This is a genomic window from Streptomyces spiramyceticus (assembly GCF_028807635.1).
Lineage (GTDB): Bacteria > Actinomycetota > Actinomycetes > Streptomycetales > Streptomycetaceae > Streptomyces > Streptomyces spiramyceticus.
In genome coordinates this window covers 522,111-538,055 of sequence record NZ_JARBAX010000001.1, presented here as the reverse complement: position 1 = coordinate 538,055, position 15,945 = coordinate 522,111, and the positions used below count along the sequence as shown (strand labels likewise).

Below are 15,945 nucleotides of genomic sequence, written 5' to 3'. Positions count from 1 at the left end.
GGGGCCTTCGCGTCGGCTCATCAGCCGCCGAACTCCTCCAGGCCCTTCAGCGCCTGGTCGAGCAGCGCCTGCCGGCCTTCGAGCTCGCGGGCGAGCTTGTCGGCCTTGGCGTTGTTGCCCGCGGCGCGCGCCGCGTCGATCTGCGTACGCAGCTTGTCGACGGCGTCCTGGAGCTGGCCCGTCAGACCCGCGGCGCGGGCACGCGCCTCAGGGTTCGTACGGCGCCACTCGTTCTCCTCGGTCTCCTGGAGCGCCCGCTCCACCGCGTGCATCCGGCCCTCGACCTTCGGGCGGGCGTCGCGCGGCACGTGGCCGATGGCTTCCCAGCGCTCGTTGAGGGAACGGAACGCGGCCCTGGCCGCCTTCAGGTCCTTCACCGGCACCAGCTTCTCGGCCTCGGTGGCGAGCTCCTCCTTGAGCTTGAGGTTCTCGGACTGCTCCGCGTCCCGCTCGGCGAAGACCTCGCTGCGGGCGGCGAAGAAGACGTCCTGGGCGCCGCGGAAGCGGTTCCACAGGTCGTCCTCGGCGTCGCGCTGGGCGCGGCCGGCGGCCTTCCACTCGGTCATCAGGTCGCGGTAGCGCGCGGCCGTCGTAGCCCAGTCGGTGGAGCCCGAAAGGCTTTCGGCCTCCGCCACCAGCTTTTCCTTGGCCTTACGGGCCTCCTCGCGCTGGGCGTCCAGCGACGCGAAGTGCGCCTTGCGCCGCTTGGAGAACGCCGAGCGGGCGTGCGAGAAGCGGTGCCACAGCTCGTCGTCGGACTTCCGGTCGAGCCTCGGCAGGCCCTTCCAGATGTCCACGAGCGCCCGCAGCCGCTCACCGGCGGCCCGCCACTGCTCGCTCTGCGCCAGCTCCTCCGCCTCGGCGACCAGCTTCTCCTTGGCGTGCTTCGCCTCGTCGGTCTGCTTCGCCTTCTCGGCCTTGCGCTCCTCGCGGCGCGACTCGACCGTCGCGACCAGCGCGTCGAGGCGCTTGCTCAGCGCGTCGAGGTCACCGACAGCATGGTGCTCGTCGACCTGCTTGCGCAGGTGGTCGATCGCGGTCTGGGCGTCCTTGGCCGACAGGTCGGTGGTCTTCACCCGCCGCTCGAGGAGGCCGATCTCGACAACCAGGCCCTCGTACTTGCGCTCGAAGTAGGCCAGAGCCTCCTCGGGAGAGCCTGCCTGCCAGGATCCGACGACCTTCTCGCCATCGGCCGTACGCACGTACACGGTGCCGGTCTCGTCGACACGGCCCCACGGGTCGCTGCTCACAGCGCCTCCTCCACATGATGCCTGCGAAGGGCCTGAGACCCCCGGGCATCGTCCACAGTTTCTTCGCGGAGCCACAGGCGCCCCGCACACCGCCAACATAGGCGAACGGCAGGGCGGCTGTCCGCATCCCGCCCTGCCGGATTTACTTGGTGACCGTCGCCTTGTCGATGACGACCGTGGCATTCGGCGTCCCGTCGCCCTGCCCGGTCGCCTCACCGGCGTCAGCGATCTTCTTCAGCACGTCCTGACCGCTCTTGACGGTTCCGAACGGTGTGTAGTTGGGAGGCAACTTGCTGTCCTGATAGACGAGGAAGAACTGGCTGCCGCCGGTGCCCGGGCCCGCGTTCGCCATCGCGACCGTGCCCGCCGGGTAGACGGCGCCCTTGAGCTTCGGGTCCTTCAGGTTCTCGTCCGGCAGCTTGTAGCCGGGGGTGCCGGAACCCTGGGCGGTCGGGTCGCCGCACTGCAGGACGTAGATGCCGGCCGTCGTCAGGCGGTGGCACTTGGTGTGGTCGAAGTACCCCTTCCCGGCGAGGAAGTTGAAGGAGTTCACCGTGCGCGGAGCCTTCGCCGCATCCAGGGCGAGCGTGATGTCGCCACAGGTCGTCTGCAACTTCATTGCGTACGACGCCGACTTGTCGACGGTGAGCGCCGGCTCCTTCTTGAACGACATCTTCTTGACCGAACCGGCGCCGGGCTTCTCGCACGGGTCGGGCGCCTTCGACGGCGAGCTGCTGGGCGTCGAGTCGGCGACGCTCTGCTTGCCGTCGTCGCTGCCGCTCAGAGCGCCGGTGGCGAACGCCGCCGCTCCCGCCGCGAGCACAACGGCGAGCGCCGAGGCGATCACGGCGTTGCGGCGGCGCGACTTGCGCCGGGCCGCGGCGCGGCGCTGCTGCTGCCGTTCGAACTTTTCCCGGGCGAGCTGGCGCCGCCGCTGATCGTTGCTGACCACCGGTGTTCTCCTCGTACGTCTCGTCTGTCACTGGTCCGGCCGAGCCGAGCTTGCCCGTACCGTATATGGGTTCGCTGTGGGCTGAGCGGCGCCGGTAGGCTCTGACCTGTTGCAAATCACCACAGCAGCCTCCCGCCGGACGACATATTGAGGACGATCGTGCTTATTGCCGGGTTCCCCGCCGGGGCCTGGGGGACCAACTGTTACCTGGTCGCCCCCGCCGCAGGCGAGGAGTGCGTGATCATCGACCCGGGCCACCAGGCCGCCGCGGGAGTCGAGGAAACGCTCGCCAAGCATCGGCTCAAGCCCGTCGCCGTCGTGCTCACACACGGCCACATCGACCACGTCGCCTCGGTCGTCCCGGTGTGCGGAGCACACGACGTACCGGCGTGGATCCACCCCGCCGACCGGTACATGATGAGCGACCCGGAAAAGGCCCTGGGCCGTTCGATAGGCATGCCCCTGATGGGCGAGCTGACCGTGGGCGAGCCCGACGACGTCCTGGAGCTGACCGACGGCGCGGAGCTGAAGCTGGCCGGTCTCGACTTCACCGTCTCGCACGCGCCCGGCCATACAAAGGGGTCGGTGACCTTCAGGCTGCCCGAGCAGACCGACATCCCGTCGGTCTTCTTCTCGGGCGACCTGCTGTTCGCCGGCTCCGTCGGACGCACCGACCTGCCCGGCGGCGACCACGCCGAGCTGCTCGAGTCGCTGGCCCGCGTGTGCCTGCCGCTCGACGACTCGACCGTGGTGCTGTCCGGCCACGGCTCCCAGACGACCATCGGCCGCGAGCGCGCCACCAACCCGTATCTGAACGGTCTGGCCGCCGCTCCCCGACGAGGAATGTGACGAGACTTTCCTGTGAGTACCTTCAAGGCCCCCAAGGGCACGTACGACCTGATCCCGCCGGTGTCCGCGACGTTCCTGGCGGTACGCGAGGCCATCGCCGCACCGCTGAAGAACTCCGGCTACGGCTACATCGAGACGCCGGGTTTCGAGAACGTCGAGCTCTTCGCGCGCGGAGTCGGTGAGTCCACCGACATCGTGACCAAGGAGATGTACACCCTCACCACCAAGGGCGGCGACCAGCTCGCCCTGCGCCCCGAGGGCACCGCGTCCGTGCTCCGCGCGGCCCTGGAAGCCAACCTGCACAAGGCCGGCAACCTGCCCGTCAAGCTCTGGTACTCCGGCTCGTACTACCGCTACGAGCGCCCGCAGAAGGGCCGCTACAGGCACTTCTCGCAGGTCGGTGCCGAAGCGATCGGCACCGAGGACCCGGCGCTCGACGCCGAGCTGATCATCCTCGCCGACCAGGCGTACCGCTCGCTCGGCCTGTCCCAGTTCCGCATCCTGCTGAACTCGCTCGGCGACAAGGAGTGCCGTCCCGTCTACCGGGCCGCGCTGCAGGACTTCCTCGGCGGGCTCGACCTCGACGAGGACACCCGCCGCCGGAGCGAGATCAACCCGCTGCGCGTACTCGACGACAAGCGTCCCGAGGTCCAGAAGCAGCTCGTGGGCGCTCCGATGCTGCGCGACTACCTGTGCGACGCGTGCAAGACGTACCACGAGCAGGTACGCGAGCTTCTGAACGCGGCGGGCGTCTCCTACGAGGACGACGAGAAGCTCGTGCGCGGCCTCGACTACTACACGCGGACCACCTTCGAGTTCGTCCACGACGGTCTCGGCTCGCAGTCCGCGGTGGGCGGCGGCGGCCGCTACGACGGCCTGTCCGAGATGATCGGCGGCCCCTCGCTGCCGTCGGTCGGCTGGGCGCTCGGCGTGGACCGCACGGTCCTGGCGCTGGAGGCGGAGGGCATCGAGCTCGAACTGCCCGCGACGACCAGTGTCTTCGCGGTGCCGCTCGGCGAGGAGGCCCGCCGGCTGCTGTTCGGTACGGTCACCGAGCTGCGCAAGTCCGGTGTCGCCGCCGACTTCGCGTACGGCGGGAAGGGCGTCAAGGCGGCCATGAAGGCGGCCAACCGCAGCGGCGCCCGGTTCACGATCGTCGCGGGTGAACGGGACCTGGCGGAGGGCGTGGTCCAGCTCAAGGACATGGAGTCCGGCGAGCAGGAGGCCGTCGCCCTGGACAAGGTGACGGACGAGATCCGGCGCCGCCTCGGCTGACCCGGCCCGACCTGCGTGCAAGGGCCCGGCCGTCCACTGGACTACCGGGCCCTTGCCGGCCGGCCGTCAACCTGCGCGGACATACGTACTTCCTTATGTCCATCGAACGGTGGACACGGGTGGTAGTGCGGCAGAATGGCCCTGCCCGGCAGGCCACTGAGCGATGGAACGGCGATATGACGACTGCAGCGGTAGACGACGTCTCCTCCGACCGTGCGGGAGAGGATCCGAAGGGCACGACAGGCAGCGGCCGTGGGTTCGCCCTGCTGCTGGTGATCAGCGGTCTGGCCGGACTGCTGGCCTCGTGGATCATCACGATCGACAAGATCAAACTGCTCGAAGATCCGAACTTCGAACCGGGCTGCAGCCTCAACCCCATTGTCGCCTGCGGAAACATCATGAAGAGCGAGCAGGCCGAGGCCTTCGGGTTCCCCAACCCGATGCTCGGCCTTGTCACGTACGCGATGGTCGTCTGCATCGGCGTGGCCCTGCTGGCCGGGGCAGGCTTCCGCCGCTGGTTCTGGCTCGGCCTGAACGCGGGCACGCTCTTCGGCGTCGGCTTCTGCACCTGGCTCCAGTACCAGTCGCTGTACAACATCGGCTCGCTGTGCCTGTGGTGCTGCCTGGCCTGGGTCGCCACCATCGTGATGTTCTGCTACGTCACCACGCACAACATCAAGCACCGCATCATCCGGGCCCCCGAGGGCCTGCGCAGCGCACTGGTGGAATTCCACTGGGTGCCGCCGGTGCTGTGGATCGGGATCATCGGCATGCTGATCCTGACCCGCTGGTGGGACTTCTGGACCGGCCAGAGCTGAGCCGTCGGCGTTGTCAGTGGGCTGACATAGGCTTCATGCGTGGAGCCAGACCTGTTCACCGCAGCCGCAGAAGACCGCCAGCTGAAGGATCCGTCCAGCAGCCCCCTGGCCGTCCGGATGCGTCCGCGCACCCTCGACGAAGTCGTCGGCCAGCAGCACCTGCTGAAGCCGGGAGCGCCGCTGCGCCGACTGGTCGGTGAGGGCAGCGGCGGTCCCGCGGGCCCGTCGTCGGTGCTGCTCTGGGGCCCGCCCGGGATCGGCAAGACGACTCTGGCGTATGTCGTCAGCCAGGCCACGCAGAAGCGCTTCGTGGAGCTTTCCGCGATCACCGCCGGCGTCAAGGAAGTGCGGGCCGTCATCGACGGCGCCCGCCGCGCATCGGGCGGCTTCGGCAAGGAGACCGTCCTCTTCCTCGACGAGATCCACCGCTTCAGCAAGGCCCAGCAGGACTCCCTGTTGCCCGCTGTCGAGAACCGCTGGGTCACTCTCATCGCCGCGACGACCGAGAATCCGTACTTCTCGATCATCTCCCCACTGCTCTCCCGCTCCCTGCTGCTCACGCTGGAATCGCTGACCGACGACGATCTGCGCTCCCTGGTGCACCGGGCGCTCACCGAAGAGCGCGGTCTCGGCGGCGCGGTCACGCTGGCCGACGACGCCGAGGCGCATCTGCTGCGGATCTCGGGCGGCGACGCCCGGCGCGCGCTCACCGCTCTGGAGGCGGCCGCGGGGGCGGCCATGGCCAAGGGCGACAAGGAAGTCACGCTCGAAACGGTCGAGGAGACCGTCGACCGCGCGGCGGTGAAGTACGACCGCGACGGCGACCAGCACTACGACGTGGCGAGCGCCCTCATCAAGTCCATCCGCGGCTCCGACGTGGACGCCGCACTGCACTACCTGGCCCGAATGATCGAAGCGGGCGAGGACCCCCGGTTCATCGCCCGGCGGCTGATGATCTCGGCCAGCGAGGACATCGGCCTGGCCGACCCGACCGTGCTGCCGACGGCTGTGGCGGCGGCCCAGGCCGTGGCCATGATCGGCTTCCCGGAGGCCGCGCTCACCCTCAGCCACGCCACCATCGCGCTGGCCCTCGCGCCCAAGTCCAACGCCGCGACGAATGCGATCTTCGCCGCCCAGGAGGACGTAAGGAAGGGACTGGCGGGCCCCGTCCCGCCGCATCTTCGCGACGGGCACTACAAGGGCGCGGCCAAGCTCGGCCATGCGCAGGGCTATGTGTATCCGCACGACGTGCCGGGCGCGATCGCCGCGCAGCAGTACGCCCCGGACGCCGTGCACGGCAAGACCTACTACGAGCCCACGCGCTACGGAGCGGAAGCCCGCTACGCCGACGTCGTGGACAAGGTGCGCGGCAGGCTGCGCGGAGACGGCCCGTCGGACGCACGCCCCTGACCCACCGTGTCAGCCGCCGGCGTCAGTGGGCGGCGGCCTCGAAGAGCTGGTGCATGGCACGGCGCAGCCCGATGATGTCGCGCACCGGTTCGCGGAAGTCGAACCGTGCGTCGAAACTGTGCCCGTCGAAACCGTGCCTGTCGGAGCTGCTGAAGCGCACCCGAAGCCCGAACCGGTCCAGCGCCACGGGCACCGTGCTGTACTCGGTGGCCCCATCGCCGTTGCCGGACTCGGCCCGTTCTCCCACAAGCCCGCACAACTGCCGCACCTGGTCGCCGTGCGCCGAGTGCAGATGCTGGAGCAGCTCGGCCTCGTGCTCCGCGATCGGGTCCGCGGCCGCCGTCGCGAATTCCTCCGGCTCGACCGATCCGGTGCCCCACAGATCGTCCACACTGGCCTCGCCGACCTCCAGCCGCACCAGCATGCGCCCGGGCTCGGCCACCCCGCGTACGCAGGTGAGCCAGCCGGAGACCCAGGCGCGGCCCCGGATACGGTTGGGGACCGAGACCGGCGCGACATCCGTGATCTCCAGCGTCACGGCCAGCTCGTCGTCCTGGGCGTGCGTGGCGGCGCGTACGACCGGTGAATCCGCGGGGAAGAGCAGGAACACTTCGCCGTCGGGGCCGACGCTCCGCTCCTCGGGAACCAGCTGCTCGGGACGGGCCACGGCAGGACCCGGCAGAAGCACCACCGCGGAGCAGGTACTCTGTACGAGAGTTCGTGTGCGCTCGGCTGCTGACGGCATCCGCGCGATTTCAAGTCCGCTGGGACGCGGCTGACCACGATCTGATCGGACCTCCGTCGCGTCGACACTTTCGCTGTCGGCCTTCTTCGTGTTGTCCGTGAGGTGCGTGGTGTTCCCCGGGCGAGACATGCGATCTCCTTGAGTAAGGTGAGCCTAACCTAACCTACAACGGAGGTCTGGAGAACGTGCCTAACCAGTCGCGTCCCAAGGTCAAGAAGTCCCGTGCGCTCGGTATTGCGCTGACGCCGAAGGCTGTCAAGTACTTCGAGGCCCGTCCGTACCCGCCGGGCGAGCACGGCCGTGGGCGCAAGCAGAACTCGGACTACAAGGTCCGTCTGCTCGAGAAGCAGCGTCTGCGCGCGCAGTACGACATCAGCGAGAAGCAGATGGCCCGCGCCTACGACCGCGCCAAGAAGGCCGAAGGCAAGACCGGCGAGGCCCTGGTCATCGAGCTTGAGCGCCGCCTCGACGCGCTCATCCTGCGTTCGGGCATCGCCCGCACGATCTACCAGGCCCGTCAGATGGTCGTTCACGGCCACATCGAGGTCAACGGTGGCAAGGTCGACAAGCCGTCGTTCCGTGTCCGTCCCGACGACGTCGTGATGGTCCGCGAGCGCAGCCGCGAGAAGCACCCCTTCCAGGTCGCTCGCGAGGGTGGCTACGACACCGAGGGTGAGACGCCGCGCTACCTCCAGGTGAACCTGAAGGCCCTGGCCTTCCGCCTGGACCGCGACCCGAACCGCAAGGAAATCCCGGTCATCTGCGACGAGCAGCTCGTCGTCGAGTACTACGCCCGCTGATCCAGCGGCCGTAGTCGGGCAAGTGCCTCAGCCCGTCGTCTCCGCGTTCCGTACGGAACGGGAGGCGGCGGGCTCGCGCGTTTGCGTGTCCCCGTTGCGGGGGGGGTGCCCCTATGGGTTTCGTCAAGCGGCCCGGGCAGCCTCAGGCTGGTGATCGCGGTCTGGTGGGAGCCCGGGCTCTGCATACTGGGCATCGGCTGTCTCTGGGGGAGAACTGATGAGTGCGTGGGCTGAGCTTGGGCGGGATCTGGTCTTTGGGGCCGCCACTTTGATGGTGGCGTTTAACTACCGCGATGTTGCGTGGCGGATTCACGGCTTCGCGGCGAACACGGTGGGGGGCAGTCGGCTCCTGACGCCTGCGACCGTCAGGGTCACCTGTGGTGTTCTCGCCGCTGTTTCGATAGTGAGCTTCGCGGTTGGTCTGGCCCAGTCCTGAGCGGCTGACGAGCAATGGCTGTTGGCTCAAGTCGCCTTGGCTGATCGTGTTTCATAGAAGGTGCCGTCTCGGAGCATGGCGAAGAGGACGTCGGCTCGGCGGCGGGCGAGGCAGAGGATGGCCTGGGTGTGGTGCTTGCCTTGCTTGATCTTCTTGTCGTAGTAGGTGCGGGAGGCCGGATCGGCCAGGGCGGCGAACGCGGAGAGGAAGAAAGCTCTCTTGAGCTGTTTGTTGCCTCGCCGGGAGGGTTGTTCGCCGCGGATGGAGGAGCCGGAGCTGCGGGTGGCCGGGGCGAGGCCGGCGTAGGAGGCGAGGTGGGCGGCGGACGGGAAGCTGCTGCCGTCACCGACGTCGATGAGGATCCTTGCTCCGGTCCTGACGCCGATCCCCGGCATGGACGTCAGGACCTTTGAAAGAGGGTGGTTGGCCAGCAGTTCCTCGATCCTGGTGGCGAGGAGTTTGCGCTGGTCGAGCACGGCGGTGAGCGAGCCGGCCAGGCTCGGGACGATCAGTGCGGCGGCGTCGGTGCCGGGGACGACCACGGTCTGCTCGTCCAGGGCGGTGAAGACGTCCTCGACCAGGCGTTCGGCCATCCGTGGGGCCTTGGGACGTATCAGGTTCACGAGCCGTCGGCGTCCGGCCTTGCGGATCTGGGCCGGGGACCCGAAGCGTTCCAGCAGCATCAGGACGGCCGGGTGCTGGATCCGCGGGCCGACAACTCGCTCCAGGTGCGGGTGGATCTGAGTCAGCAGCCCGCGGAGCCGGTTCGCGACCCGGGTGACCTCACCTGCGAGGTCGTCGTCGAATCCCACGATCATCTCCAGCTCGGCGACCGTCTCGTCTGCGAGCTCGATGGACCGCAGCGTGTGGGGCATCGCCCGGGCCGCATCCGCGATGATGAACGCGTCGCGGGCGTCGGTTTTGGCCTCGCCCGGGTAGAGGTCGGCGATCCGCCGCATCGTGAGCCCGGGAAGATAGGCGACCTGGCAGCCCGCGTCCCGGGCGACTGCCAGTGGCAGGGCGCCGATAGAGGCGGGCTGGTCGACGACCACGAGCACGGTGCCGTGCTTCGCGATCAGTTTGGCGAAGACCTCGCGGAGCTTGGGCTCGCTGTTGGGCAGCCGCTTGTCGAAGGCTTTCTTCCCGGCCGGAGTCAGGGCGGTGGCGTGGTGTTCGCCTTTGCCGACGTCCAAGCCGAGGAAGGCGCCGATGTCACTGGTGTCGATCACAGGCTCTCTCCGGTCGTACGGTCCCGGCCTCACCTGCGGCACCAGCTGCCGGCATCCACATTACGAAGAACCTCCCTACCTCCCGGAGGAGTCGGTGGTCATGCCCCTCATCAGCGGTCTACCAGTGCCTCCGGGAGCGGTGACACCACCCCCCAGATCATGCGAACTACAGGGGGGAGCAGTCATGCCGTCCCGGAGGCCGGGAACCCCATTGCGGGGCTGATCAAGAAGGTAATGGGGGGGGGGAACGCACGGTGTGCGACCGGGGCGGGGCAGGATCCGCCGGAGTCGGCGGCCCTTCGAGGGCCCTCCGCACCGCCGCGTCCAGGCCCAGCCGAGCCCCCTCGCGCCGGAGCTTTTCGTACGGGCCGTCGCCGAGGCGCTCGCGCGCCCGCTTCTCGCACAGCGCGTGCGGAGCGTTGTAGTACGCCGAACCGAGCAGCGGCAGCCCCACCGACGGCCAAATCCGCTCGGCCGCCCCCTGCAGCACGGCCGCCTCCGCCGGATCGCCCTGGTCCAGCGTGACCAGAGCCAGCAGCTCCAGTGCGAGCACCGCGCCCAGCAGATCGTGGAAGGCGTGGTCGATGGCGAGGCACTCTTCGAGCAGCTCCCGGGCCCGGTCGGTCCGCTCGTGCGTCCATGCCGCATAGGCCAGGACGTACAGCGCGTACGCGAGTGCCCAGCGCTCACCGTGGTCCTCGCAGACCTCTTTGACCTCCTCGCAGATCGCGACGGCCTGCTCCAGGTCGCCGCTGAACGCCATCGCCATCGCCAGCTCGACCTGCCCCATCAGCACATTGCTGTTGAGCTCGCCGATCTCCTCGTACCGCGCGAGCGCCTCACGCAGTAGCTCCTCCGCGCGCGGCATGTCGTCGGACACCAGCGCCAGACAGCCCGACCTGTGTACGGCGTACGCCGCCGCCACGGCGTTACCGGCGAGGTCGGCGCCCTCGCGGCACTCCTGGAGCGCGGCGAGCGCCCCGATCGCGTCGCCCTGCAGCACGGCCACATAACCGAGCACCCACAGCGCCTTCAGCCGGTGCGCCTCGTGCGCGCTCTCCGCCTCCAGCGCGTGGTCCAGCCAGTGGCGCCCCTCCGACAGGCGTCCGCAGCCGACCCAGTAGAACCAGAGCGTGCCGGCCAGGTACTGGCCCAGATGCACGTCCTCCGGATTCTCCAGCGAGTACTCCATCGCCCTGCGCAGATTGGGCAGTTCGCACGCTGCGCCGGCGTGCACAGCTCATGGCTCCAGCCGATCGCGGTACGAAGCGTCTGGTGCCGGGGGAGTGCACCCCGGGTGGAGCCGGTCAGCAGCCGGAACCGGTCGTCGAGCCGGTCGAGCACCTGCTCCACGGACAGGGCGCGCAGCCGCCCGGCGGCCAGCTCCAGGGCGAGCGGAATCCCGTCCAGGCGACGGCACAGCTCCCGGACGGCGGAGTTGTTGGTCTCCGTGAGCCGGAAACCGGGCTGCCCCGCGGCGGCCCGGTCGGCGAAGAGCTGGACCGCGTCGGAGTCCGGCATAGGCGGAAGCGGGAAGGTCTGTTCGCCGTCGACGCACAGCGGCAGCCGCCCCGTGGCCAGCACACACAGGTCCGGCGCGCGCCGGAGCAGTTCCCGCACCAGACCGGCGACGGCATCGACGAGATGCTCGAATCCGTCCAGTACGAGCAGGAGTTGACGCTCGGCGAGATGCCCGACCAGCGCATCGCGCGGCGGCTTGCTGGTGTGATCGGTCAGCCCCAGCGCCTCAGCGACCGCCTGTTCCAGCAGGTCGGCGTCGTCGAGGGCGGACAGCTCCACCAGCCACACTCCGTCGCAGTACCGTTCCTGCAGCCCTGCACCTGCCCGCAGGGCAAATCGCGTTTTTCCGACCCCACCGACCCCGGTCACGGTGACCAGCCGGGTTTCCTCCAGCAGGCGGCCGAGCTCCGCCAGTTCCTCGCGCCGCCCCACGAACGGATTCAGCTCAGCGGGCAGATTGCCGTGATCGGGAGAGGGGGACGAGGGGGACACAGAATGAAGAGTGCGTCGCATGGGACACGGAGCGTACCCATCCGTAAGCACTCCGTACAATCACGCTGCGCAACTCCCGCTCCACGCACACGTAATGCGGTACGGACCCCGAGCCCCGGCGCGATAGGCTCGCAGGACGACTTTTCTCACGTACAGGGAGCGGTGCAAAGTGTCCGGTGGAGAGGTGGCCGGCATCCTGGTGGCCGTCTTCTGGGCGATCCTGGTCTCCTTTCTCGCCGTGGTGCTGGTGAGGCTGGCTCAGACGCTCAAGGCAACGACCAAGCTCGTGGCGGACGTGACCGAACAGGCCGTCCCGCTGCTGGCCGACGCCTCCGCGACCGTGCGCTCCGCGCAGACCCAGCTCGACCGGGTCGACGCCATCGCTTCCGACGTCCAGGAAGTCACCTCCAACGCGTCCGCGCTCTCCACGACCGTCGCGTCGACCTTCGGCGGCCCGCTCGTCAAGGTCGCGGCCTTCGGATACGGCGTCCGCCGGGCGATCGGCCGCAGCAAGGACACCCCGGCGGAACCGTCCCGTCGCACTGTGATCGTCGGCCGGACCGTACCGTCCCCCCGGCGCAGGAAGCGGAAGGGCTGAAGCCGCAATGTTCCGCCGTACGTTCTGGTTCACCGCAGGCGCCGCAGCCGGTGTGTGGGCCACCACCAAGGTCAACCGCAAGCTCAAGCAGCTGACGCCCGAGAGCCTCGCCGCGCAGGCTGCCGACAAGGCGGTCGAAGCAGGCCACCGGCTCAAGGACTTCGCGCTCGACGTCAGGGCGGGGATGGTGCAGCGCGAGGCCGAACTCAGCGAGGCCCTCGGCCTCGAAGCGCACAACGACCCCGAGCTTCCCGTGCAGCGACGCATCGCCGCACTCGATTACACACAGCATTCGTACAACCGGAATGAGGACCACTGATGGAGTCGGCTGAAATCCGCCGCCGCTGGCTGCGCTTCTTCGAGGAGCGCGGACACAACGTCGTGCCTTCGGCGTCGCTCATCGCGGACGACCCGACCCTGCTGCTGGTCCCCGCGGGCATGGTGCCCTTCAAGCCGTACTTCCTCGGCGAGGTCAAGCCGCCCGCCCCGCGCGTCACCAGCGTGCAGAAGTGCGTGCGTACGCCGGACATCGAAGAGGTCGGCAAGACCACGCGCCACGGCACCTTCTTCCAGATGTGCGGCAACTTCTCGTTCGGCGACTACTTCAAGGAAGGCGCCATCAAGTACGCGTGGGAGCTGCTGACCAGCTCCGTCGCGGACGGTGGCTTCGGCCTCGACCCCGAGCGCCTGTGGATCACGGTCTACAAGGAGGACGACGAGGCCGAGCAGATCTGGCGCGACGTCATCGGTGTGCCCGCCGAGCGCATCCAGCGGCTGGGCATGGGACCGAACTTCTGGTCGATGGGTGTCCCCGGACCCTGCGGCCCCTGCTCGGAGATCAACTACGACCGTGGCCCCGAGTTCGGCGAAGAGGGCGGCCCGGCCGTCAACGACGAGCGTTACGTGGAGATCTGGAACCTGGTCTTCATGCAGTACGAGCGCGGCGCCGGCGAGGGCAAGGAAGACTTCCCGATCCTCGGCGACCTCCCGTCGAAGAACATCGACACGGGTCTGGGCCTCGAACGTCTCGCCATGATCCTGCAGGGCGTACAGAACATGTACGAGACCGACACCCTGCGCGTCGTCATGGACAAGGCCACCGAGCTCACCGGCGTCCGCTACGGCGCCGACCACGCCTCCGACGTCTCCCTGCGCGTCGTCGCCGACCACATCCGTACGTCCGTGATGCTCATCGGCGACGGTGTCACCCCCGGCAACGAGGGCCGCGGCTACGTCCTGCGCCGCATCATGCGCCGCGCCATCCGCAACATGCGGCTGATGGGCGCCACCCAGCCCGTCGTCGCCGAGCTGGCCGATGTGGTCATCACGACCATGGGCGAGCAGTACCCGGAACTGCTGACCGACCGCAAGCGCATCGAGACCGTCGCCGTCTCCGAGGAAGCCGCCTTCCTCAAGGCCCTCAAGGGCGGCACGAACATCCTCGACACCGCCGTTACGGAGACCAAGGCCGCCGGCGGCAAGGTCCTCGCCGGTGACAAGGCGTTCCTGCTCCACGACACCTGGGGCTTCCCGATCGACCTCACCCTGGAGATGGCCGCCGAGCAGGGCCTGTCCGTGGACGAGGACGGCTTCCGCCGCCTCATGAAGGAGCAGCGGGACCGGGCCAAGGCCGACGCCAAGGCCAAGAAGACCGGGCACGCCGACGTCTCCGCCTACCGCCTGGTCGCCGACCAGTCCGGCACCACGGAGTTCACCGGCTACACCTCCACCGAGGGCGAGTCGACCGTCGTCGGCCTGCTCGTCGACGGTGTGCCCTCCCCGGCCGCCACCGAGGGCGACGACGTCGAGATCGTCCTCGACCGCACCCCGTTCTACGCCGAGGGCGGCGGCCAGCTCGCCGACACCGGCCGCATCAAGCTGCACTCGGGCGCCGTCGTCGAGGTCCGCGACGTCCAGCAGCCGGTCCCCGGCGTCTCCGTCCACAAGGGAACGGTCCAGGTCGGCGAGGTGACGCTCGGCGCCTCCGCCTACGCCGTCATCGACCAGAAGCGCCGCCGCGCCATCGCCCGCGCCCACAGCGCCACGCACCTCACGCACCAGGCGCTGCGCGACGCGCTGGGCCCGACGGCCGCCCAGGCGGGTTCGGAGAACTCGCCCGGCCGCTTCCGCTTCGACTTCGGCTCGCCGAACGCCGTACCCGGCACGGTCCTCACCGACGTCGAGCACAAGATCAACGATGTGCTCGCCCGGGAACTCGACGTCCAGGCCGAGGTCATGAGCATCGACGAGGCCAAGAAGCAGGGCGCCATCGCCGAGTTCGGCGAGAAGTACGGCGAGCGGGTCCGTGTCGTGACCATCGGTGACTTCTCCAAGGAGCTGTGCGGCGGTACGCACGTCCACAACACCGCCCAGCTGGGTCTGGTGAAGCTGCTCGGCGAGTCGTCGATCGGCTCGGGCGTACGGCGTATCGAGGCCCTGGTCGGCGTGGACGCGTACAACTTCCTCGCCAGGGAGCACACGGTCGTCGCGCAGCTCCAGGAGCTGGTCAAGGGCCGCTCGGAGGAGCTGCCGGAGAAGATCTCCGGGATGCTCGCCAAGCTCAAGGACGCCGAGAAGGAGATCGAGAAGTTCCGCGCGGAGAAGGTCCTCCAGGCCGCCGCCGGACTCGCCTCCGGTGCCCAGGACGTACGCGGTGTCGCTCTCGTCACCGGCCAGGTGCCGGACGGCACGTCGGCCGACGATCTGCGCAGGCTGGTCCTGGACGTCCGCGGCCGACTGAATCAATTGGCGGGGGCGGGCGACCGCCCGGCCGTCGTGGCCCTGTTCACCACCGCCAACGGACGCCCGCTGACGGTCATCGCCACCAACGAAGCCGCCCGCGAGCGCGGCCTCAAGGCCGGCGAGCTGGTCCGTACGGCCGCCAAGACCCTCGGCGGCGGCGGTGGCGGCAAGCCGGACGTCGCCCAGGGCGGCGGCCAGAACCCTGACGCCATCGGCGACGCCGTGGCCGCCGTCGAACGCGCAGTCGGCGAGATCGCCTGATGCGACGCGGCCGTCGCCTCGCGATCGACGTCGGGGACGCCCGGATAGGGGTCGCCTCGTGCGACCCCGACGGGGTCCTCGCCACGCCGGTGGAGACCGTGCCGGGACGTGACGTCCCGGCCGCCCACCGGCGGCTGAAGCAGCTCGTCGAGGAGTACGAACCGATCGAGGTCGTGGTCGGCCTCCCTCGCTCCCTCAGTGGGGGCGAGGGGCCGGCGGCGGCCAAGGTCCGGGTCTTCGCCCAGGAGCTCGCTCGCGGCATCGCACCCACTCCGGTGCGACTTGTCGACGAGAGGATGACCACAGTGACGGCCAGTCAGGGGCTGCGCGCTTCGGGCGTGAAGTCCAAGAAGGGCCGGTCTGTGATCGACCAAGCGGCCGCAATTGTCATTCTTCAGAACGCTTTGGAGGCCGAACGGGTCTCAGGCATTCCCCCGGGCGAGGGCGTCGAAGTGGTTGTCTGATCGCGATACGGTAACGTTCCGCGCGATGCGGCGGTGTTCGAACAACTGCCGCACAAAGAAGAGGCGGACCGGATGCCGTGCCCCACGCGCGCGTAGCCGCCGC

At 69.1% G+C, this 15,945-nt stretch carries 13 protein-coding genes and 1 pseudogene; 9 read left to right on the top strand and 5 right to left on the bottom strand.

Features of this window, described 5'->3' with window-relative positions; translation table 11 throughout:
• Positions 1-20: 20 nt before the first annotated feature.
• Positions 21-1,250, bottom strand: a complete 1,230-nt coding sequence (locus PXH83_RS02305) for a DUF349 domain-containing protein (RefSeq protein WP_274556098.1) — start codon at positions 1,248-1,250, stop codon at positions 21-23.
• Between the two features lie 142 nt (positions 1,251-1,392).
• On the bottom strand, positions 1,393-2,202 hold the full coding sequence (locus PXH83_RS02300; protein WP_274556097.1) for a peptidylprolyl isomerase: 810 nt from the start codon (positions 2,200-2,202) through the stop codon (positions 1,393-1,395).
• A 159-nt stretch (positions 2,203-2,361) separates the two neighbouring features.
• Between PXH83_RS02300 and PXH83_RS02295 the strand changes: the two genes are divergently transcribed.
• From PXH83_RS02295 to PXH83_RS02280, 4 genes are all read left to right on the top strand, one after another.
• Positions 2,362-3,051, top strand: coding sequence for an MBL fold metallo-hydrolase (locus PXH83_RS02295; RefSeq protein ID WP_274556094.1), 690 nt, complete (start codon positions 2,362-2,364; stop codon positions 3,049-3,051).
• A 12-nt stretch (positions 3,052-3,063) separates the two neighbouring features.
• Positions 3,064-4,326, top strand: coding sequence for a histidine--tRNA ligase (gene hisS, locus PXH83_RS02290; RefSeq protein WP_274556092.1), 1,263 nt, complete (start codon positions 3,064-3,066; stop codon positions 4,324-4,326).
• A 176-nt stretch (positions 4,327-4,502) separates the two neighbouring features.
• On the top strand, positions 4,503-5,144 hold the full coding sequence (locus tag PXH83_RS02285; protein WP_274556090.1) for a vitamin K epoxide reductase family protein: 642 nt from the start codon (positions 4,503-4,505) through the stop codon (positions 5,142-5,144).
• A gap of 39 nt (positions 5,145-5,183) precedes the next feature.
• Positions 5,184-6,554, top strand: a complete 1,371-nt coding sequence (locus PXH83_RS02280; protein WP_274556088.1) for a replication-associated recombination protein A — start codon at positions 5,184-5,186, stop codon at positions 6,552-6,554.
• A gap of 22 nt (positions 6,555-6,576) precedes the next feature.
• Here the strand turns inward: PXH83_RS02280 and PXH83_RS02275 are convergent, their stop codons facing one another.
• Positions 6,577-7,299, bottom strand: coding sequence for a DUF2470 domain-containing protein (locus PXH83_RS02275; RefSeq protein WP_274562635.1), 723 nt, complete (start codon positions 7,297-7,299; stop codon positions 6,577-6,579).
• Positions 7,300-7,484: 185 nt separating this feature from the next.
• On the opposite strand from PXH83_RS02275, the gene rpsD reads away from it, so the two are divergent.
• Positions 7,485-8,099, top strand: a complete 615-nt coding sequence (gene rpsD, locus PXH83_RS02270) for a 30S ribosomal protein S4 (RefSeq protein ID WP_138894445.1) — start codon at positions 7,485-7,487, stop codon at positions 8,097-8,099.
• A 462-nt stretch (positions 8,100-8,561) separates the two neighbouring features.
• Here rpsD and PXH83_RS02265 read toward each other — a convergent pair whose 3' ends face one another.
• Together PXH83_RS02265 and PXH83_RS02260 are read right to left on the bottom strand one after the other, a co-directional pair.
• Positions 8,562-9,764 carry an IS110 family RNA-guided transposase gene (locus tag PXH83_RS02265; protein WP_274556079.1) on the bottom strand — a complete coding sequence of 401 codons (1,203 nt, stop codon included), beginning with the start codon at positions 9,762-9,764 and terminating at the stop codon, positions 8,562-8,564.
• Between the two features lie 223 nt (positions 9,765-9,987).
• Positions 9,988-11,798, bottom strand: a pseudogene (locus tag PXH83_RS02260) (ATP-binding protein).
• A 148-nt stretch (positions 11,799-11,946) separates the two neighbouring features.
• Here PXH83_RS02260 and PXH83_RS02255 point away from each other — a divergent pair.
• The 4 genes from PXH83_RS02255 to ruvX are packed head-to-tail and all read left to right on the top strand — an operon-like array spanning position 11,947 to position 15,842.
• Positions 11,947-12,375, top strand: coding sequence for a DUF948 domain-containing protein (locus PXH83_RS02255; protein WP_214925961.1), 429 nt, complete (start codon positions 11,947-11,949; stop codon positions 12,373-12,375).
• A 7-nt stretch (positions 12,376-12,382) separates the two neighbouring features.
• A complete protein-coding gene (locus PXH83_RS02250) occupies positions 12,383-12,694 on the top strand; it encodes a DUF6167 family protein (RefSeq protein ID WP_274556074.1) in 312 nt (103 codons plus the stop codon).
• Entirely contained in the window at positions 12,694-15,378 is a 2,685-nt protein-coding gene (gene alaS, locus PXH83_RS02245; RefSeq protein WP_274556072.1) for an alanine--tRNA ligase, read from the top strand. Before PXH83_RS02250 ends, alaS begins: the two co-directional genes overlap by 1 nt.
• A complete protein-coding gene (ruvX, locus tag PXH83_RS02240; RefSeq protein WP_214925952.1) occupies positions 15,378-15,842 on the top strand; it encodes a Holliday junction resolvase RuvX in 465 nt (154 codons plus the stop codon). Before alaS ends, ruvX begins: the two co-directional genes overlap by 1 nt.
• Positions 15,843-15,945 lie beyond the last annotated feature (103 nt).